Genomic DNA, 25,677 nt, shown 5'->3' on the forward strand with positions numbered 1-25,677 from the left:
GAAAATCGGCCCCGCGCCGATTGTTTGTGCCCTTGCTAAACGGCCATAAACTGGCCTGAACGCCTTTTGATGCGAGATTGTAGGGCGAGGGAAAAATGGCGAAAAAAAGCTGAGCTCAAATCACGAACTGTTACAGACTGTAATATTCGTGATCGTTAGCCGGAAAGGCGTCGCCTGTCTCCCATTGTCACAATTCGGAAAAAATAATGCAGAATCAACGCTCAATCGAAATGCTATTGCAAGTCACGGCTTCGTGAATCCACTTCACGAAATGTGAGTGAAATATTTTTCTAATGACTATGATTTTAGCGATTTTTGTTTGGTTAATAAAATCCTAATTGGCTGAAATGCGACGAAAACCATCCGCAAAACCGGGTTTGGAAGGATTTTTCATCGCTTTTCGTCGGGGGATTTTTCAGCCCCGCCAGAGGCCGTTTTTCCACAATTGGGTGAGCGAGATTTTGTAGTCCGGGAAGCCGAAATCGAAGCCGAGGCGCTTGATCCTGGCGTTGGAAACGCGCTTGTTCTCGCCATAAAAGGAGCGGGCCATCGGTGTCAGATCGGCGGTCTCGAACGCCTGTTCGGGCGGTGGCTCGACGCCCATCAGGGTGGCGGCGAAGCTCACCACATCCTGCGGCGGAGCGGGTTCGTCATCCGTCACATTGAAGACGCCGCTTTCGTTTCTGAGCGCCAGGAAGGCCAGGGCCGCACCGATATCCTCGACCCGGATGCGGTTGAACACCTGGTCTTTTTTCACCAGCCTTCGCGCCGTTCCCTTCTCGAAATTCATGAAGGTATTGCGTCCGGGACCGTAAATTCCCGAGAGACGCAAGGTGGCAAGCGGCACATTCGCCTTTTGAGCGGCGGCAGTCCAGGCGGTCTCGGCGGCAACGCGCTCCACGGAGCGGGCGGAAATCGGACGACAGGGTGTTGTCTCATCCACCCAGGCGCCGTCATGGTCGCCATAAACGCCGACGGTGGAAAGATAGGCCAGCCATTTGAGGTTAGGAAGATGCCTTTTCAGATCATCGCCGAGATGCACAAGCAGCGGGTCGCCATCCCTGCCGGGTGCGATGGATTGCACAAGATGGGTGACATTGCCCATGGCGGTGATGAGATCGTCATTCAGATAGGCGCCGTCAAAAAGGAAAGGCGTCATCCCCGCGGCCGTCAGGCTTGAGAATTTTTCTTCGCTGCGTGTGGTGCCGGAAATGGTCGAAGCTTCTGTTTTCAGCGCGTTTGAGATGGCCTTACCCGAATATCCCGCGCCGAAAATCATCACATGCATGGTTCACGCCTCTGCCAGTTGCCATTCCATTTCCGCTTCCGGATCAGGCTCCGGCGCGCGCCCTGCAGAGTATGTACGGAATTCGTCTCTGTCCATAAGCTGCGACAAGGCCCATGCGGCCATGCCGCGCACCTCCGGCGAAGGGTCTTTTTCAGCAAGAGACTTGCATTGCTCCACGAATTGCCGGTCACGGGAATTTCCCGCCGCGATCAGCACATTGCGCACAAACCGGGCGCGTCCGATGCGCTTGACCGGTGAGCCGCTGAAGAAGCTGCGGAAGGCAGCATCGTCGAGCGTCAGCAGAAAGGCGATCGAGGGTTCCTTCAAATCCTCACGCGCCTGCAATTTCATCTCGGAGGCGCTGGCCGCGAACTTGTTCCAGGGACAGGCGGCAAGGCAATCGTCACAGCCATAGATGCGGTTACCGATCATCGGCCGAAATTCGTGCGGGATCGGCCCCTTGTGCTCGATGGTGAGGTAGGAGATGCAGCGGCGAGCGTCCAATTGATAGGGAGCGGGGAAGGCAGCCGTCGGACAGGCGTCGAGACAGGCACGGCAGGAACCGCAATGATCCTTCTCGGCCTCATCAAGACAGAGCTCGGCGGTGGTGAACATGCTGCCGAGAAACAGCCAGGAGCCATGGGTGCGGCTCACCAGATTGGTGTGCTTGCCCTGCCAGCCGAGACCGGCTGCCGCAGCGAGCGGCTTTTCCATCACCGGGGCGGTGTCGACGAAGACCTTCACATCCTCGCCGGCGCGCGCTGCAAACCGGGTGGCGATTTCCTTCAGCCGCCCCTTGATAACGTCATGATAGTCGCGATTACGGGCATAGACCGAAATGGCCGCCTTGTCCGGTTTCGAAAGTACGCCGCGCGGGTCTTCCTCCGGGCCGTAATTGAGCCCGAACATGACGATGGAGCGCACGTCACCCCACAGCGTTTTTGGCTCTGCCCGGCGGGCCTCGGTCTCCTCCATCCACGCCATTGTGCCGTGGTAACCCTTGTCGAGAAACTGCCTCAGCCGTTCCGGTGCAAGCGGAATGCTGTCCGGCGCCGTGATGCGGCAGAGATCAAAGCCGAGCGAAAGCGCCTCCTGACGAATGAAATCCGTCAGTTTGCGTGCGCGTATCCGCTGCTTGTCGCTGGCGACGTCGATAGCCGTTTCTCCTGCAGGTTATTCTGCGACATATATATGCCTGGTGCACGCCGCAGCAAATAACCGGAAGACCGGAACCTAGAAATCCAGATCGGCGTAGTGGGAGGAGGGGGCGAGGCGCGGAATGCGCTCGCTGAGGAACGGCCGGAAGGACGGGCGCGATTTCAGCCGCTGGTACCATTCCTTGGCGATGGGTGCTTCAAGCCAGTTGATCTCACCGAGATAATCCAGCACCGAAACACCGGCGGCGGCGGCAAGATCGGCATAGCTCAGCCGGTCGCCGGCAAGCCAGGTGCGCGAACCCGCCAACCATTCCAGATATTTGATGTGCTGGCGGATATTGTTGCGCGCGGTGCGCAGAAGCTTGGAATCCGGCGGCCCGCCACCCTGCGCCGCCGTCATCTGCAACTTATAGACCCGCTCCCGCACCAGCGGCCGGGTCACGTCATTTTCCATCTTCTGCAGGAACCATTCCGTCAGGCGGCGGATTTCCGCGCGCTGAAACGGGTCTTCCGCCAGCAACCGCCTGTCGCGCTTCAAGACCCCGTGCGTTTCGTCGAGAAACTCGGCAAGCACATAAGGCCCGCTGAGGGAGCGCATGTTATCATCCAGATAGACCGGCAGCGTGCCCGCCGGATTGAGCGCCAGAAACTCCCGTCTTCTTTCCCACGGCTGCTCCTCGACGAGATCGGTCTGGAACCCGTATTCCGAAAGGATCAGACGAACGAACCGGGATGCGGTCGACATCGGAGAATGATAGAGAGTTGGCATCGGTACTCAATTTTTACGATTGGTTGTCATGATCGGCATTTGCCGGAAAACTTTTTCAGTTTCGCTTCATCAAGACGCTATAAGAGCTTGGCTACTTTAAAACAAGTTTAACGCAATTGCTTTCCATTGCCGCTTCCCCCTGAAAAAAAGGATACCTCATGGGTGACCAATCGATCATCAGCGCGCTTCTGCTGGGTATTATCGAGGGTCTGACGGAGTTCATTCCCGTCTCCTCAACGGCGCATGTTCTCCTGGCCGGCCATTTCCTCGGCTTCAAATCGCCTGGAAATACCTTTGCCGTCCTCATCCAGCTCGGCGCGATCCTTGCCATCCTTCTTGTGTATTTTCAAAAGCTTGTGTCGATAGCGCTCGCTTTGCCGACAAGTGCCAAGGCGCGCCGCTTCGTGCTGGCCGTCGCTTTAGCCTTCCTGCCGGCGGCGGTCATCGGGGCGCTGGCGCATGATTTCATCAAGACGGTGCTGTTCGAAACGCCAATGCTCATCTGCGTCGTCTTGATTATAGGCGGCGTCATATTGCTCGCGGTCGACCGGATGCCGCTGAAACCGAAATATACCGACATCATGGACTATCCGCCGTCGCTTGCCTTCAAGATCGGCCTTTTCCAGTGCCTTGCCATGATTCCCGGCACGTCCCGGTCCGGAGCCACCATCGTCGGCTCGCTGCTGATGGGCACCGACAAGCGCTCCGCCGCCGAATTTTCGTTTTTCCTGGCGATGCCGACCATGCTCGGCGCTTTTACTCTCGATCTCTACAAGAACCGCGATGCGCTGAGCTTCGACGATGGCGCGCTGATCGCCGTGGGCTTCATCGCCGCATTCGTCTCCGGCCTCTTCGTCGTTCGCTCGTTGCTGGACTTCGTCTCGCGACGGGGTTTTGCGCCTTTTGCCTGGTGGCGCATCGTCATCGGCTCGCTTGGCCTGGTGGCGCTTCTGGTCTTTGGTTGAGCCGATTTAGAAATTGCCGTTCATTTCAATGGTCGGCTGAAAACGAAAAAGCGCCCCGGAGAACCGGAGGCGCTTTTTCTTTGAAACTTCTAAAGGCCGATCAGTTCGTGCTGATCGAAGCCGTTGCGCAAGGGTCGACGCCGTAAGCGGGAGCGCAACCGCTCTTGCCCGCTGCAACCGTGCCCGGCGCCATGAAAGAACCCGCCAGAACCACCAAAGCCGCACACGCAAAAAAGAGTGCGATAGATCTGCCCATTTTATTATTGCCTTTCAGACGTTCGTTCGCGCGGATTACGCCGCCGTGTGTGAAGTGAGGGTTCTGGATATGTTTGGAATGTGGCCATTATCAATAAAGCGGCTTGCTGAATACCGGGTTAATGCGAAGTCTTTTCCACAGTTGCGCTTGTGCCACGCTTGCTTGTGGAGGCCAGATGGCCGTTAACTTTTACCCGGCTTCTGAAAACATCTTTAGTCGATGGTGCACCTCCCCTGCAGTTGAGGGGGAAATGCGCCAATAGCGGTTTGGTTGCGATTGAATTGCGCAAAAACAAAAAGCGGGAATGGTTCCCGCTTTCGTTTGGATCGTTAAGGCCAACGGCAGGCTTCAGGCCGCTTTTCCCGCATTGGAGAACTGGCCGTGCGTGCGATATTGCACCATGTAGGACGGCAGGACGGAAGCGACGCGAACGGGGGTAATGCCGATACCTTCCAGCGTCAGGCCGTTCTTTTCCGCATCAGCGGAAACGACATTGTCCTTTTTCAGCATGGTCACCTGGTCGACCGTCAGCGGCGGTGTGATGAGCGGTATCATTGAGGTGATCTTGGCGATCATCGAGGCGATGCCGAAGGGCAGGTCGACGAAAGGACGCTGACGGTAGGTTGCGGCAAGAACTGCCTCGAGACAGTCGCGGAACGTCATCACGTCCTGACCACCGAGTTCATAGATGGCGCCGGGCTTCAGCTTGCCATCCACGCTGCGGGCGACAGCCTCGGCGACATCTTCGACATAGACCGGCTGGAACTTCGTTTTTCCGCCGCCGATCAGCGGCAGGAAGGGCAGGCCGCGCGCCATCTTGGCGAATTTGTTGAAGAAATCGTCTTCCGGTCCAAAAATGATCGACGGACGCAGGATAACCGCGCCGGGCAGGACGGAATGGATGGCGGCTTCGGCGCGACCCTTGGTGCGGCCGTAGCCGGTCGGCGAACCCGCTTCCGCACCGATGGCGGAGATATGCGTCAGCGTGGCGCCGGCGTCGCGGGCGGCTTCGGCAATAGCTTTCGCGCCGAATTCCTGCACGGCGTCAAAGGTGTTGCGGCCGCTTTCAGTCAGAATGCCGACGCAATTGACCACATGGTCGGCGTCTTCGACGGCTTTGATGATGGAATCGCGATAACGCAGGTTTGCCTGGGCAAAGGAAATCTGACCGACATTGCCGAGCGGCTGCAGGAAGCCGGCAAGATCGGGACGGCGCACGGCCACGCGGATGCGGTAACCGCGCCTGGCGAGCATTCTCACGACATGCCGGCCGACAAAACCCGAACCGCCGAAAACGGTGACGAGGGGTGGAAGGTTGGCCAAGGTCATGGGAGGCTCCTCAGAAGCTGTCGATAAAGCGTTTTTCAGTCTCTTAGCCCAAAGCCGCGCGCGCGGGAAGAGATGTTGTCGCGGGGCCCGAGGCTAGTTTTGGAAATGCGGTTGACGTCTGTCAGATTCCCTCGACGATCATCATCTCCGCATCCGCGACTTCCTGACGGATTTTGGCCGCGGCCTGGTATTCGGGGGAGTTGTAGCAATCGATGGCGTGCTGCACCGAGGGAAACTCGATGATGACGTTGCGCGCACGCGCCCTGCCTTCCAGCTCGGTCAAAGCGCCGCCACGGGCGAGAAAATTGGCGCCGAACCGCTCGAAAGCCGGCTTTGCCGTCGTGACATAGTCCTTGTAGCGCTCACTATCGCGCACATCGACGCGGGCGATCCAGTATCCCTTTGCCATTTCGTTTTCTCCTGTCGTTACTGATTGGCCGGAAAGCTGGCGCGCAGCATGTCGTCAAGAATGGCGCGGGCCGCCGCCTTCGGGTCTTCCGCCCTGACGATCGGGCGGGCGACGACCAGATGGCTCGAACCGGCCCTAATGGCGTCGAAAGGCGTCATCACACGCTTCTGATCGCCGGCCTCGGAACCGGCCGGTCGGATACCCGGGGTGACGACGGCAAGGTCGGGGCCCAGAATTTCACGCACTGCGGTCGATTCTTCGGCCGAACAGACGATGCCGCCCATGCCCGCCTCGCGTGCCTGTTCCGCACGGCGCAGTACGAGCGAACGGGCATCCGAGGCGTAACCGGCCTCGGCAAGATCGGCGTCGTCCATCGAGGTCAGCACGGTGACACCCAAAAGGCAGAGGCCGGAGCCTTCGGCAGCCTTGACTGCGGCGCGCATGGCTTTCGGATAAGCGTGCAGGGTCAGCATTGACATGCCCATGCGGGCGATGTTTTCGACACCGGAGGCGACGGTATTGTCGATATCGAGCAGCTTCATGTCGAGAAAGACTTTCTTGCCGCTCTGGACAAGGTCCCGCGCGAATTCTAGACCGCCGGCGAAAACCAGCTGATAGCCGATCTTGTAGAACAGAACCTCGTCGCCGATTTTCGACACGATGTCTTCGGCCTGCTGCATAGTCGGAACATCGAGCCCGACGATGAGTTTTTCGCGCGCGGTCATTGTCTTATCCCTGCCATGTTTCCATTGCCGTCCAGTCGCATGTGGGGGACGCGGCTGCAAGAGAAAAGTCGGCGATGGAAAAGCGGAAAAGATTACCGCCGCCGGGCGGCTGGTCCTTGCTACGGCTGATGCCGCGGCCTTCGATATGGCATTTCAAAAGTGTTCCGACGCCGCCGTGACCGACAAAGGCGATCGGCTGCCGGGGATCGTGCCGGTCGAGAACGGCCTTGACGGCGCTGACGATCCGCGCTTGCGCATCTATTGCCTTTTCCCAGCCGTGAAAACTCTCCTGAGGATGGGCGAAGAACCAGTCCGCCGCCTTTTCGAATTCCGGTGGCGGCAGGAAGCCGGTAGCGGACCGGTCGTTTTCGTGCATCGCCTCGATGATCTCTATCTCCGCACCGGATGTTTCGGAAAGGATGCGGGCGGTTTCGATCGCCTTGGTTTCGGCACTGGAGACGATGCGCCGCAACGCCTGCGCCCAGGGCAGGCGGCTCGCCTCCCGCACCCGCTCGGCACCGATGTCAGATAGTCCCCACTCGGGAACGGGAACTGCCGGATCGATCCTGACCTGGGGATGGGTGATGTAGAGCGCATGCATTAAAATCGGTCCTTGATGGCGATGGAAAGGGTAACTCAAAACCCTAACCATCCGTCACGACCGGGAAATGACGGCCTTGCCCATTCTGCCGTGTGGTCAGGCCCGCGTATAGGTCCACAATTGCGCTGGGGGAATATTGCGCACGATGAAATCGAAATGGCGGATATGATAGAGATGCGGCTGCGCGACGATCGGGGAAATCGGACCGTATGAAATCTGCACGACGGGGCGGCCGTGCGGCACGCGTTTCAGCAATTCGTCGAGGAGCTTGATGCGGGCGGCCATGGGGAAATTCAGCATCGGCACGGCGGAAATGACGCTGTCGAACATCTGGCCCTTGTGTTCGCCAAGCGTTGCATCGAGATCGAAGGCGTCGCCATTGACGAAATTGACGCCCGGATAGCTTCTGAGAAGCTGATTGTAGAAATCCGTCGAATATTCGATGGCCGTCAGGTTTTCCGGCTTGATGCCGCGGGCCAGAATGGCCTTGGTGATGACGCCGGTGCCGGGCCCGAGTTCAAGAACCGGAAGACCGGAATGGGGATTGATGACACTAGCCATTTTTTTCGCCGTGATGGATGATGTCGGGACGATGGCTCCGACTTTCTTTGGCTGGCTGACCATGCCCTTGAAAAAACGGATTTCTTCCTCGAATTTCTGTTCAAGGCGTTGCTTCAGGTTAAGTGCCATAATTCCCCTCGGATACATTTTGGTCATTGTCAAAAAACGGTTACGTACTGTTGATCCCATTTGGCGCAAAAACAAGGCAAAATGTCGTAATTGGAAAAATTCACATTCGGCTCGAAAGTCGTCTGCGCAGAATCAAAAACGCCGGTGAAGCGATCCACCGGCGTTTTTGATTGGATTGAAGAAAATCGAGGCGCTTTAAACGCGCATCGGCATCAGAACGTAAAGCGCATCGTCACCGGCCGTGTCGCGAACCAGCGTCGGCGAGCCGGCATCCGCCAGGAGGAAAATCGCGTCGTCGCCGGAAAGCTGCGAGGTGATGTCGAGGAGATATTTGGCATTGAAGCCGATTTCCATCGAATCATTGTCGTAACCGACAGCCACTTCTTCCGTCGCACTTCCCGAGTCCGGATTGTTGACCGTCAGTGTCAGCTGGCCATCTGTCAGCGCCAGCTTCACGGCGCGGCCGCGCTCTGAAGAGATGGTCGACACACGGTCGACGGCCCGCGCGAAGGTCTGGCAATCGACGCGCATTTCCTTGTCGTTGCCGGTGGGGATGACGCGCTGGTAGTCGGGGAAGGTGCCGTCGATCAGCTTCGAGGTCAAAACGACCGAGCCGATGGTCAGGCGGATTTTCGCATCCGAGACCTCAACGGTGACTTCCAGTTCAGGATTGTCCATCAGCTTCTGCAATTCGCCGACGGTCTTGCGCGGAATGATGATGCCAGGCATGCCCTCAGAACCGGAGGGCGCATCCACATCGGCGCGCGCCAGGCGGTGGCCGTCGGTTGCGACGGCGCGCAGTTTCAGCTCGCCATTGCTTTCGATGGTGTGGAAGAAGATGCCGTTCAGGTAATAACGCGTCTCTTCGGTCGAGATCGCGAATTGCGTCCGGTCGATCAGCATCTTCAGATCAGTCGCCTTCAGCTTGAAGGTGTGGCTGAAGGTGCCGGCGGTCAGATCCGGGAAGTCGGTTTCCGGCAGGCATTGCAGCGAGAATTTCGAACGGCCGGAGGCAACCGTCATCGTGGAGCCGTCTGGGTTGGTCGCCAGAAGCACTTCGGAACCATCCGGCAGCTTGCGCACGATTTCATAAAGCAGATGCGCCGGCACGGTGGTGGCGCCTGCCTGCTCCACCATGGCCGGTGTCGCTTCGGTGATTTCGAGATCGAGGTCGGTTGCCTTCATGTCCAGATTGGCGCCGGAAGCGCGCAAGAGGACGTTGGACAGGATCGGGATCGTGTTGCGACGCTCGACAACTCTGTGAACGTGGTTCAGCGATTTAAGAAGGTTCGACCGCTCAAGAGTAATACGCATGGACGCTACCGCTTTCAACCGTTGCGAACCGGCCACCGCCGGATCGATAAGAAGAGTCTTGACCGGCCCAAAAGCCGGATAATGTGGACGGGCAAAATGGCAGAGTTATTGCAGAAAATGCAAGAGCCGAGTGCATCTGCCGCCGGTCATTTTGCTGCTATACAGCATGATCCACAGGCTATGGCCGCCCGTGGACCTTGTTCGCCGCTTTTCTATTGCCCATAAAGGGGCGAAAATGGAGCGATGGCCGGGAATGATCGGCCGGAATGATTGGAAGCTGTGTGACGGAAGAAACATCGAACAGCGACGCAGGACAGGCAATAAAGGGCTTCAGGATCGGCACTGCCTCTATTCCGGCACGGCCGCTGGAACCGGCGCTTTATCTCGTCGCCACACCCATCGGCAATCTGGGTGACATCACCATCAGGGCCCTGGAAACACTGGCATCCGCCGATGTTCTCGCCTGCGAGGATACCCGCGTCACCCGCATCCTGCTCGAACGTTACGGCATTCGCACGCGCCCGCTCGCCTATCACGAGCATAATGCAAACGAGGCTGGTCCCAAGCTCATCGCGGCGCTTGAGGCTGGAAAGTCCGTGGCGCTGGTGTCGGATGCCGGAACGCCGCTCGTCTCCGATCCCGGTTATCGCCTGGGTCAGCTTGCGCTTGAGGCCGGCCATCGCGTCGTTCCTGTGCCGGGCGCGTCGGCACCGCTTGCCGCGCTTGTCGGGTCGGGTATGCCGAGCGACGCCTTTCTGTTCGCGGGCTTCCTGCCGGTGAAGGATCGCGGCAAGCGCGACCGTTTTGCCGAACTTGCGAAAATCCCGGCCACCCTGATCTTCTTTGAATCGCCGCGCCGCATCGGCACCTCTTTGAAGGTGGCGTCGGAAGTGCTCGGCCGCGACCGTCGCGCCGTGGTTTGTCGCGAGTTGACCAAGACTTTCGAGGAGTTCCGTCGTGGTACGCTGGGCGAACTTGCGGATTATTACGATGGCGACCGCGTGGTGAAGGGTGAGATCGTGCTTCTGGTGGAGCCCCCCTCCTATGATGAAATTCCCGATATCGAGGACGTCGAGAAGCTGTTGAAGGATCTCGTCACGACGATGCCTGCTGCCAAGGCCGCTGCAGAGGCGTCGAAGCTGACGGGCCTGCCGCGCAAGGAGCTTTATCAGCGGCTGCTGGATATGAAGGACGCGGATGGCCGCTGACGGGCGAAACAACAAGAGACGAAAGGCCGAGCGACGCGGCCATGCTGCGGAATATTGGGCCGCGCTCTATCTGCTGTTGAGAGGCTATCGCATCCTCGCCATTCGATACCGTACCCGGCTGGGGGAAATCGATCTCATCGCCCGCAAGAGGGATGTCATCGCCATCGTCGAGGTCAAGGCACGATCATCAGGCGAAGGGGCTGTTGATGCCGTCGGCTGGCGTTCGCAGCAGCGCATCCGGGCGGCGGCCGATCTCTGGCTGTCCCGGCGCAGGGATGCAGGGCGATTTTCGCTGCGTTTCGATATCGTCGCCGTTCTGCCGCGACGCCTGCCTAAGCATTTCATCGACGCATTTTGAAGGGGAGAAACACTATGCCGACCGAGCGGGAAAAAATGGCCGCAGGCGAATGGTACAGCTGCATGGATGCCGAGCTGGATGTGCTGCGTTCCCGTGCCCGGCGTGCGGTTCACCAGCATAATACCATGCCGCCAGACGAGCGCGGAGCCATGGCGCCACTGCTGGGTGCGCTCTTTGCTGCCAGCGGGGAAGGGGCATTTATTGAAGCGCCGTTTCATTGTGCTTACGGCTTCAACATCAACCTTGGTCAAAACGTCTATCTCAATACCGGCTGCACGATCCTGGATTCCGCAAAGGTGTCGATAGGCGACGGCTCGATGCTGGGTCCCGCCGTGCAGATCTATTGCGCCGAGCACCATCTGGACCCGGTTCCCCGTTCGCAGGGCATTGAAATCGCAAAACCAGTCACGATCGGCCGTGATGTGTGGATCGGCGGCGGGGCGATCCTGCTGGCCGGCATCACCATTGGCGATGGCGCGATTGTCGGTGCCGGTTCGGTCGTGACGCGGGATGTTCCGCCAGGCGCGACCGTGGTGGGAAATCCCGCCCGTCCGATAAAGAGAAAAGACGCCTGAGGCATCCGTTTTTGAGGCGACGGACCCTAATCGTGGGTCTGTAACAAATCTGACATGGAACTGTTAAAGAGGCGTCACGGAACGTCTCTATTCGCATCCTCACCCCATTAACTGGCGGAGAGGACAAAATTATGTTGAAGAAGATTTCCATGGCCGCGGTGGCCGTCAGCATTTCGGCTACATCTTCCATGGCTGCTACCAACATCACCTGGTGGCACGGCATGGGTGGCCGCAACGGCGAAGTCATCAACGAAGTTTCCCAGAAGTTCAACGAAGCCCAGAAGGAATGCGCGCTGACGCCCGTTTCCAAGGGCTCCTACGAAGAAGCGCTGGCAAGCGGCATCGCCGCCTTCCGTTCGGGCGAACAGCCGAACATCCTCCAGGTTTTCGATGCTGGCGCCGCCACCATCATCAACGCCAAGGGCGCTGTCATTCCCGCTGAAGACCTCATCAACAAGGCCGGTTACAAGTTCGACCGTGACGCCTTCATCAACGGTGTGCGTTATTTCTACGCTGCCGCTGACGGCAAGTTCGTCGGCATGCCGTTCAACTCTTCCGCGCCGATCATGTACGTTAACGACGAAGCCCTGAAAAAGGCCGGCGTCGAGGCTCCGAAGACCTGGGAAGAATTCGAGCAGGTTGCGCCGAAGCTGAAGGAAGCCGGTTACATCCCGCTCGTCCAGTCGCAGCTCACCTGGCAGTTCACGGAGAACTTCTTCTCCCGCAACAACATCCAGTTCGCAACCAACAATAACGGTTACGACAGCGTTGCCGACACCAAGCTCAAGGTCACCGACCCGAACCTCGTCATGATGTTCGACAAGCTGAAGGACTGGAAGGACAAGGGCCTGTTCGCTTATTACGGCGCCGGCTGGAACGACAACCAGAAGCCCTTCGAAGAAGGCAAGGTTGCTTTCTGGATCGGTTCTTCGGGTTCGTTCGGCGGCCTGCAGAAGACGGCGACCATGCCGTTCTCGGCAACCTTCCTTCCCTACTGGGGCTCCATCAAGGGTGCCGGCACCAACTCGTTCATCGGCGGTGCAGCTCTCTTCGCAATGTCGGGCAAGTCTGAAGCCGAAAACAAGTGCGTGGCTGACTTCTTCCAGTTCCTGACCTCGCCGGAAATCCAGGTCTTCTATCACAAGGCAACCGGTTACGTCGCCATCACCAAGGCCGCTTACGAAAAGGCCAAGGCTGAAGGCTTCTACAAGGAAAAGCCGATTGCCGAAGTTGGCATCCAGCAGCTGTCGCTGCCGGGCGGCGAATGGTCCAAGGGTTACCGCCTCGGTTTCTACCCGCAGATTCGCGCCATCATGGAGCGTGAGTACAACCGCATCTTCTCCGGCGAAGTCACGCCGAAGGACGCCTTCGACATCATCGAGAAGGAAGGCAATGACCTTCTGGCCCGTTTCGCCAAGACGGCCGGCTGATCGATCTTTTCGAAACCAATGATCGTTGTCGAGCCTCCTTTCCAACGGAAGGGAGGCTCGCTTCTGGATAAGGAGGCGCAAGCTTGGCCTATACATCGTCTCAACCGCGTCTGGCCCGGTTTTTGTCCGGCCGGTCCGCAAAGGCTGGAAAACCCGTCAGCGCCGCCGAAGCCGGCATGAAGCGCGTGCAGTTCTCCTCGTCCTTCGTGCCCTATCTGTTTCTGGCGCCGCAACTGGCGGTGATTTTCATCTTCTTTTACTGGCCTTCCGTTCAGGCCGTGCATTCATCGTTCTATATTGAAGACCCTTTCGGCTTCGGCGCCTCTTTTGTCGGGTTCGCCAATTATTCGGACGCGATATTCAATCCGGAATATCTCAGCATCGCCAAGTTCACGGTCATCTTCACCGTGCTGGTGACCTTCTTCTCGCTGGCGCTTGGCCTGCTGCTCGCCGTCAAGGCCGATGCCGTCATTCGCGGCAGTTCGACCTACAAGACGGTGCTTATTTCCGTCTATGCCATTGCGCCGCCGGTCGCGGGCCTCATCGGCATGATGTTCTTCGACCAGCATATCGGGCCTTTCGTCAAGATGGCCGCGATGCTCGGTTGGGACATGAAAGTCGGACTCAATTATTTCGATACGGCTTTCGCCATGGTGGTCGTCGCTGTCTGGAAGCAGATTCCTTACAATTTCATCTTTTTCCTGTCCGGATTGCAGGGCGTCTCCGTCGCCGTGCGTGAAGCCGCCGCCATCGATTGCCGCTCGGGCTTTCGCCGGTTCTGGACGGTCATCATGCCGCTTCTGGCGCCCACAGCCTTCTTCCTGCTCATCATCAACATCACCTATTCCCTGTTCGATACGTTCGGTGTCATCGACGTGATGGTAAAGGACAAGGCGGCCAACAACCCGATCACCCTGGTCTACAAGGTGTTTCTCGACGGTTTCCGCGGCAACGATATCGGCGGTTCGTCGGCCCAGTCCGTCATCCTGATGCTGGTTGTCTTCGTCCTCACCATCATCCAGTTCCGCTTCATCGAGAAGCGCATCCATTACAATTGAGGGAAAAGACGATGTACAAGACAAAACCCCTCGATCATCTGGTGCTGATCATCGGCGCGCTGTTCCTGATCTTGCCGGTCGTCGTGGCATTCATGACGTCCACCCACACTGCTGCGGAAATTCACCGCAGCGGTCTGGCAATCCTTCCCGGCGATAATTTCGTTGAAACCTATGAGAAGGTTCTGACGCAGAAGGGCGGTTTCACCGGGCAGATCACCGGCCTCAACATGGTGCTCAATTCGCTGATCCTCGGTATCGGTTTTGCCGTCGGCAAGATCGTCCTGTCGATGACGGCGGCCTATGCGATCGTCTACTTCCGCTTCCGGTTTGCGACGCTCGCCTTCTGGATCATTTTCACCACGCTGCTTCTGCCGCTCGAAGTGCGCATCATGCCGTCCTACGAGGTGATGAGCAAACTTGGGCTCCTGAACTCCTATACCGGGCTCATCGTACCGCTTCTGGCGTCTGCGACAGGCACCTTCTATTTCAGGCAATTCTTCAAATCCATCCCGGAGGAATTGCTGGAGGCGGCCCGCATAGACGGCGCGGGTCCGGTGAAATTCTTCATCGATGTGATCATCCCGCTTTCCCGTACCATGATGGCGGCGATCTTCATCATCATGTTCGTTTACGGCTGGAACCAGTATCTCTGGCCCATGCTGATGACGACGGATGAGAGTTTCTTCACCCTGATGCGTGGCATCAAGTCGATCCTGCAGGTCTGGGTCGGTTCACAAATTCCCGATTATAACGAAGCTTTCGCGCTTGCCGTTCTGGCCATGCTGCCGCCTGTGTTGATCGTCGTGATCTTCCAGCGCTGGTTCATCAAGGGCCTCACCGAGAGCGACAAATAAGGAGACCGAAATGGCCGCGATAGAAATCAGTCAGGTCTGCAAGGATTATCATGGCGGCGTGCGCGCCGTGCATCACGTCGATATCGACATCAGGGACGGTGAATTCATCGTGCTCGTCGGCCCCTCCGGCTGCGGCAAGTCCACGCTGCTGCGCATGGTTGCCGGCCTTGAGGACATCTCCGAAGGCACGGTGAAGATCGGTGACCGCCTGGTCAACCAGGTCGATCCGGCTGACCGGGATATCGCCATGGTGTTCCAGAACTATGCGCTTTATCCGCATATGTCGGTGCGGCAGAACCTGGAATACGGGTTGAAGAACCGCAAGACGCCAAAGGCGGAGATCGATGCGCGCGTGGCGGAGGCTGCCCGCATGCTGCAGCTCGAACCCTATCTGGAGCGCAAGCCGCGTGCTCTGTCCGGTGGTCAGCGGCAGCGTGTGGCCATGGGCCGCGCCATCGTGCGCAAACCGGCGGCCTTCCTGTTCGACGAGCCCCTGTCCAACCTTGACGCCAAGCTGCGCGTTTCCATGCGCGGCGAGATCAAGCGCCTGCAGAAGCGTCTTGGCACGACCTCGATCTATGTCACCCACGACCAGCTGGAGGCCATGACCCTGGCCGATCGCCTGGTGGTGTTGAATGGTGGCCGCATCGAACAGATCGGCGCGCCGCTCGAGGTTTATCACACCCCTGCCTCCACCTTCGTCGCAAGCTTCATCGGCTCTCCCGCCATGAACCTGCTGAACGGCGAGCTGCACGGGGATGGCCTCGCCATCGGGCCGTCGCTGGTCTCGCTTGGCGGTTTCGCGCCGACCTCCGGTCCGGTCACGGTCGGCATGCGGGCGGAAGATTTCCGTCTGGCCGCAGAAGGCGAGCAGGGCTTCGTGCTGCGCGTCGATTATATCGAGGAGCTCGGCTCCCAGCGTCTCATCCACGGGATGATCGGCGATCAGAACCTCACTGTGGCGTTTTCGCCCGAGGTTGAGGTTCCGGCTACCCTGTCGGTCGCCATCTCCCCGGACAAACTGCATTTCTTCTCCAGCGAGACCGGCAAGCGGATTTCCGGCAAGGTGGAGCAGTCCGTGATGCAGGCGTCCGAACTGGCGACCGCCTGAGTATTGCGAACGAAATCGGCGCGATGATTAAAATTGCGCCGATTGTCCAAACCGGTTTGTTACGATCCCGGTGATAGAAGACCTCCAATATCTCACGGGGGTTTTCTAGCATGTCCTTCAAAATGATGTTCGCGACCGCGGCAACCATGGCGATCCGCTCGGTGCCGATATTGCCGGCCTCCTTGCGCCGGGCAAAAGACGAGAGTGTCGTCAGCGCATCGTGCACGGATCTGCGGCTTCAGCCGGCCCCCATCAATCCTGACTGGATCATTTCCGGTAATCCCCAGGCGCGTGCGGCGGACCATTCCAGAAGCGGTGACCGCGCCTCCAGCACCGCCATGTGGGATTGCACGGCGGGTGAATTCCGCTGGTTCTTCGGTTGGGACGAGACCGTTTATATTCTCGAAGGCGAAGTGCATGTGACGGCGGAAGACGGCTCGATCAGCATCCTGCGGGTCGGCGATGTCGCATATTTCCGTGCGGGAACGTGGGCCACCTGGCGGGTGGATGAATATGTCCGCAAGGTCGCCTTCATGCGCCGCCCGTTCCCCACGGCGTTGGCTTTGGCGTATCGGGTCAAGAACAAGCTGTTTGCCGGTCGCTCCTACAAGCTTGCGGCCTGAAACGATAAAACCTTCCAGCCGATAGGCCCGTCCGGCTCCGTCGGCTGAATTATGAAGGTTCAATAAAACTCACAAAAAGCACCCCTCGCAGCAGTTGCGTTTGAATGGTCGCTGCCCTACATCTTCAGGGTTTTCTGAAGCATTTCCGGGTCTCCTCCGGTCCTGCAGGGAAACGGGAAAAGACGAGGCAATGGGCACGGCGGGCTGGCAAAGCGTCCGCATGCTGCAAGAGGAACATGCGCATGGCGAAGATCAAAAACGTCGCGATCCAGATGGATCATGTCTCCGGCATCAACATCGCCGGTGACTCCACCTTCGCCATGAGCCTTGAGGCGCAGGCCCGCGGTTATCGGCTGTTCCATTATACGCCCGATCGTCTCTCCATGCGCGATGGCAAGATTTACGCCACCGTCGAACAGATGGAACTGCGCGATATCAAGGGTGACCATTTCTCGCTGTCGGAGCCCGAGCGGGTCGACCTCTCGACCATGGATGTCATCCATCTGCGCCAGGATCCGCCATTCGACATGGCCTATATAACCTCCACCCACTTGCTGGAGCGCATTCATCCCAGAACGCTGGTGGTCAATGATCCCGCCTGGGTCCGCAACTCGCCGGAAAAGATTTTCGTCACCGAATTCGCCGATTTGATGCCGAAGACGCTGATCACCAAGGATGTGGCCGAAATCGCCCGGTTCCGCAATGAGATGGGCGATATCATCCTCAAGCCGCTATATGGCAACGGTGGCGCCGGCGTTTTCCATTCGACGCGGGACGATCGCAATTTCTCCTCGCTGCTGGAAATGTTCGGCCAGATGTTCCGCGAGCCATATATCGCTCAGCAATATCTTCCGGATGTCCGCAAGGGCGACAAGCGTATCCTCCTGGTGGATGGCGAGCCGGTGGGCGCGATCAACCGCGTGCCGGCGGAAAACGATGCCCGCTCCAACATGCATGCCGGAGGCCGGCCGGAACCGACGGAGCTGACGGCGCGCGAGAAGGAAATCTGCCGCCGCATCGGTCCCGCCCTGCGCGAGCGCGGCTTCCTGTTCGTCGGCATTGATGTGATTGGTGATTATATGACGGAAATCAACGTCACATCACCGACAGGTATTCGCGAAGTGCAGAAATTCGGCGGCGCCGATGTTGCGAGTCTGCTTTGGGACGCCATCGAGAAAAAACGCGAAGCGCAGGATATCTGAGGCGATTTCCCAGCTGTCTCCGGTTTGTTCCATGCATACAACTCGATACAACTAAAATACATCGACTGCGAGAAATTGTTCGCTAGATGTTCTTGTTTTATTCTTTGCGCTGTGGCACGTTGCTTGCGGGTGGCCGCCATGGGGCATGAAGCTCCGATGGTGCGGCCGGTTTGCGGGGGCAGGCCATGGTGGCGCGGGTCAATACGGTTGCATTTCATGGCATAGAAGGTGTGCCGGTCGAGGTGCAGGTCATGGTCGCACCCGGAAGGGTCGGCATCCAGATCGTTGGCCTGCCGGACAAGGCGGTGGCCGAAAGCCGGGAGCGAGTGCAGGCCGCCCTGCATGCCTCGGGTCTGGCGCTGCCGGCAAAAAAAGTTACGGTCAACCTGGCCCCTGCCGACTTGCCGAAGGAGGGGTCGCATTTCGATCTTCCAATCGCTTTGGGTCTCATGGCCGCTTTAGGGGCCATTCCGGCGGAAGCACTGGCAAAATATGTGGTTCTCGGTGAACTCAACCTCGATGGCACCATCGGCACGGTTTCGGGCGCCTTGCCGGCCGCCATCGGCGCCAATGCGCTTGGCAAGGGATTGATCTGCCCGGCCGAAAGCGGGCCGGAGGCAGCCTGGGCCGGAGCCGGTATCGATATTCTTGCCCCGCGCAGTCTCATCGCGCTCGCCAATCATTTTCGCGGCACCCAGCTTCTTTCCCGCCCGACGCCGGCCATCCGGGCCAATCCCGTCAATCTGCCTGATCTTGCCGATATCAAGGGGCAGGAGAGTGCGAGACGCGCGCTGGAGGTAGCGGCGGCCGGCGGCCATAATCTGCTCATGGTCGGTCCGCCAGGCTCGGGCAAATCCATGCTCGCCGCGCGCCTGCCGTCAATCCTGCCGCCGCTGGAGGCGGCGGAGTTGCTGGAAGTATCCATGGTTCATTCCATCGCCGGCCAATTATCCGGTGGCAAGCTGTCGGATCGTAGACCCTTTCGCACACCGCACCATTCCGCCACCATGGCAGCGCTGATCGGTGGAGGCTTGCGTGCCAAACCGGGCGAGGCCTCTCTTGCCCATCACGGCGTTCTTTTTCTCGATGAATTTCCGGAGTTTGCGCCGCAGGTGCTGGATGCGCTGCGCCAGCCGCTGGAGACGGGTGAATGCATCATTGCCCGTGCCAATCACCGCGTTACCTATCCGGCGGAAATCCAGCTCGTCGCGGCGATGAACCCTTGCAGATGTGGAATGGCGGGAGAACCGGGTTTCACCTGCGCCAGAGGTCCGCGCTGCATGACCGATTATCAGGGCCGCATTTCCGGCCCGCTGATGGACCGTATCGATATCCGCATCGACGTTCCCGCCGTCTCTGCCGTCGATCTCATCCGTCCCATGGCTGCAGAGCCAAGTGCGGTGGTCGCTGCCCGTGTCGCTGAGGCTCGCCTCGCCCAGCAGGAGCGTTACGCGGCGGCCGGCTTTTCCGCCATCCGCACCAATGCCCGCTGTAGCACAACGCTGATCGAAAAATATGCCGAACCGGACGCCTCCGGGCTGCAATTGCTGCGTGATGCGGCCGAGCGATTGAAGTTCTCTGCCCGAGGTTATCACCGCATCCTCAAGGTCGCCCGGACGCTGGCAGATCTGGAGGGCAGACAGACGGTCGGGCGTATCCACGTGGCGGAAGCCATTTCTTATCGTATAGCCGGCGAAAGGCTGACGGCGGCGGCATAAGAAATTGCCCCCGCCCTTTGCCGGCTGAACGAAAATGCCGCCGGCTTGTGGGCGGCGGCATCGTCGTAATATCTAACGCTTCAGCGGTGTCGCCGCCGTGCCTTAAGAGGACGACTTAGAGTCCAAGGCCTTCGAAAAGCGCTGTCGAAAGATAACGTTCCGCAAAGGAAGGAATGATGACGACGATGTTCTTGCCGGCATTTTCCTCACGCGCGCCAACCTTGATTGCCGCCGCCAGTGCCGCACCTGAGGAGATGCCGACAGGCACGCCTTCCAGCTTCGCCACCAGACGGGCAATTTCGAAGGCCTCGTCATTGGTGACGGTGACGATCTCGTCATAAATGCCGGTATCGAGGATTGCGGGGGCAAAGCCTGCGCCGATGCCCTGGATCTTGTGGGGGCCGGGGTTGCCGCCGGAAAGCACCGGGCTGTCGGCGGGTTCGACCGCAATGACCTTTACTTCCGGCTTGCGGGATTTCAACACTTGGCCCGTGCCGGTGATCGTGCCGCCCGTGCCGATGCCGGAGACGAGAATATCGACCGTGCCGTCGGTATCGTTCCAGATTTCCTCGGCCGTCGTCCTGCGGTGAATGTCCGGGTTGGCGGGGTTTTCAAACTGCTGGGGAATGACGGCGTCGGGCAGGGTTTCGGCCAGTTCCTGCGCCTTGGCGATGGCGCCCTTCATGCCCTTCGGGCCTTCGGTCAGCACCAGTTCGGCGCCCAGCAGGGCGAGCATTTTCCGGCGTTCAACCGACATGGTTTCCGGCATGGTCAGGATCAGGTGATAGCCCTTGGCCGCGGCGGCAAAGGCAAGCGCGATGCCGGTATTGCCGGAGGTCGGTTCCACCAGCGTCGTCTTGCCGGGGGTGATCTTGCCCTGCGCTTCCAGCGCGTCGATCATGGCGACGCCGATGCGATCCTTCACGGAGGCGATGGGGTTGAAAAACTCCAGCTTGGCGAGAAGGTTGGCCTTCACACCCTTTTCTTTCGCCAGCTTGTCCAGCCGCACGATCGGCGTGTCACCGATTGTTTCCGTGATGGAGGAATAGACGCGTCCGCGTCCGGGCTTTCTGGCTTCGGGCATGATGCTCTCCTGTATGAAGGCCACGCGACGGTGACCGCAAGATTTGAGCGGCAGAATAGGAGCAATCGCCGCGTCAAGCTAGCGAACGTTCATCCTTATGTGGCCGGTTTACCGGAAAAATTTCACGATAAAGCAGTCAAATGCATGATTTTATTTCACGTGCTGCGGATCGCGATCATGGTTGCCGTTCCGGCCAGAATGCCCGCTGCCGTGCGGTTGAGGATCGTCAGGGCGCTTGGCCGTTTAAGCAGGTTACGTGCCTTGGCTGCAAGCAGGATGTAAGGCAGCAGAACCGCCATCAGGACGACGAAAGTCAGCGCCAGAAGTGTCGCATATTCCGAAGGGCCGATCATGCGAATGTCGATCAACGTCGGCACCAGCGCCACGTAGAACAGCATAGTTTTCGGATTGCCGAGCGTGATCAAAAGGCCGGACAGGAACGACATGGGTATGCTGGTGCTTTTTTTCGCCTTCAGGTCCTGCGGCAAAAGGCCGGCGGTCCAGAGCTTCCAGGCGATGTAGAGAAGATAGGCAGCGCCAGCAAATTTCAGGATCATGAAGGCTTCCTGAAAGGTCTGCGCCACAAAGGCGAGGCCCAATATCACGCCGGTCAGGTAGATCATGTCGCCCAGCACCAGCCCGAGGCCCATGAAGAAGGTTTCCCGGAAGCCCGATCCCAGCGCCCGCGCCACGATTGCCGTCATGCCGGGACCAGGAATGGCGGCGGCGATGAAGAGGGCGGTGGCATAGGCAAGCAGGGTCGTCAGCGTCATGATCGTCTTTCCCGGAAATCCGCTAGATCAATAGCGAAATTGCCGGGTGAAAACAATCGCATCATGCGGGAGCATCGGTTGAAGCAGGGTGGACGAGACAAGATTTCATTTGCCTGAGCTCCATCAGCCCTCATTCCTGTGCTTGTCACAGGAATCCAGCCGACGCGTGTCTGCGCGGCGCGTAAGACTCTTTTCAGCCCAAGGACTTGGGCTGGCTAGATTCCTGTGACAAGCACAGGAATGAGGGTGGCGATGAGCCGATTCTTACCGCGCCTGTGGTCTCATAGACCTGTCGAACCAAAACCGCCGGCACCGCGTGCAGTCTCGGAGGTTTCAGTCACTTCAATGACGACAACCTGCGTTACGGGAGCGATCACCATCTGCGCGATGCGCATGCCGCGTTCGATCACGAAATCGTCCTGCCCCAGATTGGCGAGAATGACCTTCACCTCGCCGCGATAGTCGCTGTCCACCGTGCCGGGAGAGTTGAGGCAGGTAATACCGTTCTTGATGGCGAGGCCGGACCGCGGACGGATTTGCGCCTCATAGCCCTGCGGAACCTCGAAGATGAAACCCGTCGGCACCAGCGCGCGCTCACCCGGTCGCAAGGTCAGCGGTTCACCTGCTGGCACGGCGGCGCGCAGGTCCATGCCGGCCGCGCCACGGGTTTCATAGGAGGGCAATTCGAGGTCTGCGCCATTGGCGAGACGGACGAGCCGGAGGAGGGGTCTATTGTCGTTTTGAACGGTCATGGGGCATTAGTTTGCCGAGATCGCGGCAAGGTCAATTGCAAAAGCGGGCCTGAAACGCTAGATACCCCGCAATTCCACAGGATTTGTCAGATGGCCGAAACACTTGCCGAGGCGGTCTCCCGCCGCCGCACCTTTGCTATTATTGCGCACCCGGACGCGGGTAAGACCACGCTTACGGAAAAACTGCTGCTGTTCGGCGGAGCGATCCAGCTTGCCGGTGAGGTGAAGGCGAAGAAGGATCGCATCCAGACCCGTTCGGACTGGATGAAGATTGAGCGTGAGCGCGGCATTTCGGTCGTCACCTCGGTCATGACCTTCGAATATAACGACCGTGTTTTCAACATTCTCGATACGCCCGGCCACGAGGATTTCGCCGACGATACCTACCGCACCCTGACGGCGGTGGATGCGGCGATCATGGTCATCGATGCCGCCAAGGGTATCGAGCCACGGACGCTGAAGCTTTTCGAAGTCTGCCGCATGCGCGATATTCCGATCATCACCTTCATCAACAAGATGGACCGCGAAAGCCGTGATCCCTTCGAGATTCTGGATGAGGTCGAGGAAAAGCTGGCACTCGATACTGCGCCGATCACCTGGCCGGTCGGCCGGGCGAAAAGCTTCTGTGGTGCTTACAATCTTGCTGAAAACACCTTTCGTGGCAATGACACGCAGGTGGATGGCCTGGCGGTCAACGGCCCTCAGGCTGTTGCCGATCGTCTGCCGGAAAACGAACGCAAGGTATTTGTTGAGGAAACCGAACTGGCGCTGGAAGCTTGCCGCCCCTTCGACCGTCAGGCATTTCTCGAAGGCCACATGACGCCGGTTTTCTTCGGCTCGGCGCTGCGCAATTTCGGCGTGCGCGACCTCATCAACGCGCTCGGTGATTTCGCCCCTCCGCCGCGCGATCAGGTGGCGGATACCCGCACCGTCCATGCGGCGGAAGACAAGATGACGGCCTTCGTCTTCAAGATTCAGGCCAATATGGACCCCAACCACCGCGACCGCATCGCCTTTGCCCGCATCTGCTCCGGCAAGCTGGAGCGCGGCATGAAGGCGAGGTTGTCCCGCACCGGCAAGCTCATGGGGCTGACCGCACCGCAATTCTTCTTCGCGTCACAGCGCCAGCTGGCCGATACCGCCTTTGCGGGCGATGTGGTCGGCATCCCCAACCACGGCACGCTGCGCATCGGTGATACGCTGACCGAGGGTGAAAACCTCGTATTCCAGGGCGTGCCGAACTTCTCGCCGGAAATCCTGCGCCGCGTGCGCTTGGAAGACGCGATGAAGGCCAAGAAGCTGAAGGAAGCCCTGCAGCAGATGGCGGAAGAGGGCGTCGTGCAGCTCTTCTCGCCGGAAGACGGCTCGCCCGCCATTGTCGGCGTTGTCGGCGCACTGCAGCTCGACGTGTTGAAGGAGCGTCTGATGGGCGAATATGGCCTGCCGGTCTCCTTCGAAATGTCGCGCTTTTCCGTCTGCCGCTGGATTTCCTCCGATCAGCCGGCGGAAATGGACAAGTTTCTCAATGTCAAGCGCGGCGATATCGCCCGCGATCTGGATGGCGATCCGGTGTTTCTGGCGCAGGATGCTTTCTCGCTCCGCTATGAGTCCGAGCGTTTTCCGGCGATCAAGATGGTTGCGATCAAGGAATATCACGTCGCCAAGGCGGCGTGATATCAGCCGGATTGCACTTTGAATGCCAAGGGCCTGAAGCATTTTCAGGAAAAGTGCGCAGCGGTTTTCCGTCCGGAAATGCGGAAAAACAAAGAGATAGAGCATTGAAGGTGATTCTTCACCGGAAATGCTCTAGTTTCCCCTAAAACGGGAAACTGGTCCGGCATCATGACGCTTTCAGGCAAACATATTCTTCTCATCATCTCCGGCGGTATCGCGGCCTATAAGAGCCTCGATCTCATCCGCCGCCTGAAAGAGCGCGGCGCGAAGGTGACGCCTGTGATGACGAAGGGCGCACAGGAATTCGTCACTCCGCTTGCCGTTGGCGCACTGTCCGCCACCCATGTTTTTACCGAGCTTTTTTCAAGGCAGGACGAGCAGGATGTCGGTCATATCCGGCTTGCGCGCGACTGCGACCTCGTGCTGGTCGCGCCCGCCACCGCCGATCTGATGGCAAAGATGGCGCATGGACTGGCTGACGATCTTGCCTCCACGATCCTTCTGGCGACTGATCGCAAGGTGCTGATCGCACCTGCAATGAACCCGAAAATGTGGTCCGCCAGGCCGACAGCGCGCAATGTCGAAACGCTGAAAAAAGACGGTGTGTTTTTCATCGGCCCCATGGTGGGCGAGATGGCGGAAAAGGGCGAGGCGGGTCTTGGCCGCATGGCGGAGCCTTTGCAGATTGTCGAAGCCGTGGCGGCGCTGCTGGATGGCGGTCCGAAGCTTCTGAAGGGCAGAACGGCCATCGTCACCTCCGGCCCCACCCATGAACCGATCGATCCGGTTCGTTATATCGCCAACCGCTCCTCCGGCAAGCAGGGCCACGCCATCGCGGCGGCTCTAGCGGAGCTTGGGGCGGAGGTCACGTTGGTTTCGGGGCCCGTCACCATTGCCGATCCGGCCGGGGTCACGACGATCCATGTCGAGCGTGCTGAAGAAATGCGCGATGCGGTGATTTCGAGGCTGCCGGCAGATATTGCCGTCATGGTCGCCGCCGTCGCCGACTGGCGGGTGGCAGGCGCGTCGGAACAGAAGATCAAGAAACAGCCGGGTGATGCCCCACCGGCGCTGCAACTGACGGAAAACCCCGATATTCTCAAAACCGTTGGCCACCATGAAAAGCGCCCAAAGCTTGTGGTGGGTTTCGCCGCCGAAACGCAGGATGTCGAGAAGAACGGTCGAGCCAAGCTGGAACGTAAGGGGGCGGATTATATCGTCGCCAACGATGTATCCGCCGAAACCGGCATCATGGGAGGGGACCGCAACAGCGTGAAGATCATTTCGGCTGACGGTGTCGAGGCTTGGCCGAATCTGGACAAGGCAGACGTCGCAAAACGCCTGGCGGCCCTCATCGCGGAGAAACTGGCATGAGCCTGTTTGATCAAAAGACCTTCGACCGGGTGCTTGGCGGGTGGCCGGGTGTGCGTTTTGTCGATCAATGGGATTCCCATGTCGCCAAGGTCGGAGACAAGGTCTTCGCGGTGCTGGGAGAGCGTGTAGACTGGCGGCTTGTGGTGAAATGTTCGGAGGAAAGCTTCGAAATCCTCACCTCACTGGAAGGCATCGGTCAGGCGCCCTATTTCGCGAAACGCAAATGGGTGTCGATTGCCGACCATTCGCCGCTGGAGCGGGAAGAGCTGGAGCATTATGTACGCCGCTCCTACGAACTTGTCGCAGCCGGCCTGACGAAGAAGCTGCGGGGCGAGCTGGGCATAGTGATCGACACTGCGCCCACGATATAGTTTTTCGTT

At 59.0% G+C, this 25,677-nt stretch carries 25 protein-coding genes and 2 pseudogenes; 15 read left to right on the forward strand and 12 right to left on the reverse strand.

What is annotated here, in order from left to right:
* Positions 1–415: 415 nt before the first annotated feature.
* The 3 genes from OK142_RS18685 to OK142_RS18695 all read right to left on the reverse strand — a co-directional run bounded on the left by OK142_RS18685 (position 416) and on the right by OK142_RS18695 (position 3,214).
* The gene (locus OK142_RS18685) at positions 416–1,288 is read right to left on the reverse strand and encodes an SDR family oxidoreductase (protein WP_498684539.1); all 873 of its coding nucleotides are present in this window, start codon (positions 1,286–1,288) and stop codon (positions 416–418) included.
* 3 nt (positions 1,289–1,291) lie between these two features.
* Positions 1,292–2,443: a tRNA epoxyqueuosine(34) reductase QueG gene (queG, locus tag OK142_RS18690; protein ID WP_498684630.1), complete on the reverse strand. Its 1,152-nt coding sequence runs from the start codon at positions 2,441–2,443 to the stop codon at positions 1,292–1,294.
* Positions 2,444–2,521: 78 nt separating this feature from the next.
* Positions 2,522–3,214 carry a glutathione S-transferase family protein gene (locus OK142_RS18695; RefSeq protein ID WP_035219312.1) on the reverse strand — a complete coding sequence of 231 codons (693 nt, stop codon included), beginning with the start codon at positions 3,212–3,214 and terminating at the stop codon, positions 2,522–2,524.
* 158 nt (positions 3,215–3,372) lie between these two features.
* Between OK142_RS18695 and OK142_RS18700 the strand changes: the two genes are divergently transcribed.
* The gene (locus tag OK142_RS18700) at positions 3,373–4,179 is read left to right on the forward strand and encodes an undecaprenyl-diphosphate phosphatase (protein WP_003493422.1); all 807 of its coding nucleotides are present in this window, start codon (positions 3,373–3,375) and stop codon (positions 4,177–4,179) included.
* 604 nt (positions 4,180–4,783) lie between these two features.
* On the opposite strand, the gene OK142_RS18705 is transcribed toward OK142_RS18700, so the two are convergent.
* The 6 genes from OK142_RS18705 to dnaN form a co-directional block, all read right to left on the reverse strand.
* Complete coding sequence (locus OK142_RS18705; protein ID WP_082183547.1) at positions 4,784–5,764, reverse strand: complex I NDUFA9 subunit family protein; 981 nt, start codon at positions 5,762–5,764, stop codon at positions 4,784–4,786.
* Positions 5,765–5,885: 121 nt separating this feature from the next.
* Positions 5,886–6,173 (reverse strand): DUF1330 domain-containing protein, encoded by a 288-nt coding sequence (locus OK142_RS18710; RefSeq protein WP_003493427.1) that lies wholly within the window; start codon positions 6,171–6,173, stop codon positions 5,886–5,888.
* A 17-nt stretch (positions 6,174–6,190) separates the two neighbouring features.
* Positions 6,191–6,898 carry an orotidine-5'-phosphate decarboxylase gene (pyrF, locus tag OK142_RS18715; RefSeq protein ID WP_498684541.1) on the reverse strand — a complete coding sequence of 236 codons (708 nt, stop codon included), beginning with the start codon at positions 6,896–6,898 and terminating at the stop codon, positions 6,191–6,193.
* A gap of 4 nt (positions 6,899–6,902) precedes the next feature.
* On the reverse strand, positions 6,903–7,499 hold the full coding sequence (locus OK142_RS18720; protein WP_498684542.1) for a histidine phosphatase family protein: 597 nt from the start codon (positions 7,497–7,499) through the stop codon (positions 6,903–6,905).
* A 96-nt stretch (positions 7,500–7,595) separates the two neighbouring features.
* Positions 7,596–8,189 (reverse strand): phospholipid N-methyltransferase PmtA, encoded by a 594-nt coding sequence (gene pmtA / locus OK142_RS18725; RefSeq protein ID WP_003493433.1) that lies wholly within the window; start codon positions 8,187–8,189, stop codon positions 7,596–7,598.
* A 195-nt stretch (positions 8,190–8,384) separates the two neighbouring features.
* Positions 8,385–9,503: a DNA polymerase III subunit beta gene (gene dnaN / locus OK142_RS18730; protein ID WP_035241489.1), complete on the reverse strand. Its 1,119-nt coding sequence runs from the start codon at positions 9,501–9,503 to the stop codon at positions 8,385–8,387.
* Positions 9,504–9,769: 266 nt separating this feature from the next.
* On the opposite strand from dnaN, the gene rsmI reads away from it, so the two are divergent.
* The 11 genes and pseudogenes from rsmI (at position 9,770) to OK142_RS18785 (ending at position 19,640) form a co-directional block, all read left to right on the forward strand.
* The gene (gene rsmI, locus OK142_RS18735) at positions 9,770–10,711 is read left to right on the forward strand and encodes a 16S rRNA (cytidine(1402)-2'-O)-methyltransferase (RefSeq protein ID WP_498684544.1); all 942 of its coding nucleotides are present in this window, start codon (positions 9,770–9,772) and stop codon (positions 10,709–10,711) included.
* Positions 10,701–11,069, forward strand: coding sequence for a YraN family protein (locus OK142_RS18740; protein WP_003493443.1), 369 nt, complete (start codon positions 10,701–10,703; stop codon positions 11,067–11,069). Before rsmI ends, OK142_RS18740 begins: the two co-directional genes overlap by 11 nt.
* A 35-nt stretch (positions 11,070–11,104) precedes the next feature.
* Positions 11,105–11,245, forward strand: a pseudogene (locus OK142_RS18745) (maltose acetyltransferase domain-containing protein); the annotation flags it as partial.
* 222 nt (positions 11,246–11,467) lie between these two features.
* A pseudogene (locus tag OK142_RS18750) lies at positions 11,468–11,632 on the forward strand (DapH/DapD/GlmU-related protein); the annotation flags it as partial.
* 143 nt (positions 11,633–11,775) lie between these two features.
* Positions 11,776–13,074 carry an extracellular solute-binding protein gene (locus OK142_RS18755; protein WP_216330575.1) on the forward strand — a complete coding sequence of 433 codons (1,299 nt, stop codon included), beginning with the start codon at positions 11,776–11,778 and terminating at the stop codon, positions 13,072–13,074.
* Positions 13,075–13,157: 83 nt separating this feature from the next.
* Complete coding sequence (locus tag OK142_RS18760) at positions 13,158–14,132, forward strand: ABC transporter permease subunit (RefSeq protein ID WP_175414386.1); 975 nt, start codon at positions 13,158–13,160, stop codon at positions 14,130–14,132.
* Positions 14,133–14,143: 11 nt separating this feature from the next.
* The gene (gene ugpE, locus OK142_RS18765; RefSeq protein ID WP_035241493.1) at positions 14,144–14,986 is read left to right on the forward strand and encodes a sn-glycerol-3-phosphate ABC transporter permease UgpE; all 843 of its coding nucleotides are present in this window, start codon (positions 14,144–14,146) and stop codon (positions 14,984–14,986) included.
* Positions 14,987–14,996: 10 nt separating this feature from the next.
* Positions 14,997–16,097, forward strand: coding sequence for a sn-glycerol-3-phosphate import ATP-binding protein UgpC (locus OK142_RS18770; RefSeq protein WP_003493454.1), 1,101 nt, complete (start codon positions 14,997–14,999; stop codon positions 16,095–16,097).
* 110 nt (positions 16,098–16,207) lie between these two features.
* Positions 16,208–16,720, forward strand: a complete 513-nt coding sequence (locus tag OK142_RS18775) for a cupin domain-containing protein (protein WP_003493456.1) — start codon at positions 16,208–16,210, stop codon at positions 16,718–16,720.
* Between the two features lie 242 nt (positions 16,721–16,962).
* Positions 16,963–17,922 carry a glutathione synthase gene (gene gshB, locus OK142_RS18780; RefSeq protein ID WP_035241497.1) on the forward strand — a complete coding sequence of 320 codons (960 nt, stop codon included), beginning with the start codon at positions 16,963–16,965 and terminating at the stop codon, positions 17,920–17,922.
* A 185-nt stretch (positions 17,923–18,107) separates the two neighbouring features.
* Positions 18,108–19,640 (forward strand): YifB family Mg chelatase-like AAA ATPase, encoded by a 1,533-nt coding sequence (locus OK142_RS18785; protein WP_498684551.1) that lies wholly within the window; start codon positions 18,108–18,110, stop codon positions 19,638–19,640.
* Positions 19,641–19,755: 115 nt separating this feature from the next.
* On the opposite strand, the gene cysK is transcribed toward OK142_RS18785, so the two are convergent.
* The 3 genes from cysK to dut form a co-directional block, all read right to left on the reverse strand.
* Positions 19,756–20,724, reverse strand: coding sequence for a cysteine synthase A (gene cysK, locus OK142_RS18790; protein ID WP_137038550.1), 969 nt, complete (start codon positions 20,722–20,724; stop codon positions 19,756–19,758).
* 155 nt (positions 20,725–20,879) lie between these two features.
* On the reverse strand, positions 20,880–21,497 hold the full coding sequence (locus tag OK142_RS18795; protein ID WP_216330577.1) for a LysE family translocator: 618 nt from the start codon (positions 21,495–21,497) through the stop codon (positions 20,880–20,882).
* A 281-nt stretch (positions 21,498–21,778) separates the two neighbouring features.
* On the reverse strand, positions 21,779–22,249 hold the full coding sequence (gene dut, locus OK142_RS18800) for a dUTP diphosphatase (protein WP_498684552.1): 471 nt from the start codon (positions 22,247–22,249) through the stop codon (positions 21,779–21,781).
* A 90-nt stretch (positions 22,250–22,339) separates the two neighbouring features.
* Here dut and OK142_RS18805 point away from each other — a divergent pair, with 90 nt between their 5' ends.
* From OK142_RS18805 to OK142_RS18815, 3 genes are all read left to right on the forward strand, one after another.
* Complete coding sequence (locus OK142_RS18805) at positions 22,340–23,923, forward strand: peptide chain release factor 3 (protein ID WP_498684553.1); 1,584 nt, start codon at positions 22,340–22,342, stop codon at positions 23,921–23,923.
* Between the two features lie 168 nt (positions 23,924–24,091).
* A complete protein-coding gene (gene coaBC, locus OK142_RS18810; RefSeq protein ID WP_498684554.1) occupies positions 24,092–25,297 on the forward strand; it encodes a bifunctional phosphopantothenoylcysteine decarboxylase/phosphopantothenate--cysteine ligase CoaBC in 1,206 nt (401 codons plus the stop codon).
* A complete protein-coding gene (locus OK142_RS18815) occupies positions 25,294–25,668 on the forward strand; it encodes an MmcQ/YjbR family DNA-binding protein (protein ID WP_498684555.1) in 375 nt (124 codons plus the stop codon). Before coaBC ends, OK142_RS18815 begins: the two co-directional genes overlap by 4 nt.
* The last annotated feature ends 9 nt before the right edge of the window (positions 25,669–25,677 follow it).

Source organism: Agrobacterium sp. BT-220-3 (assembly GCF_025910175.1).
In the GTDB taxonomy this organism is placed as follows: Bacteria; Pseudomonadota; Alphaproteobacteria; order Rhizobiales; family Rhizobiaceae; genus Agrobacterium; species Agrobacterium oryzihabitans.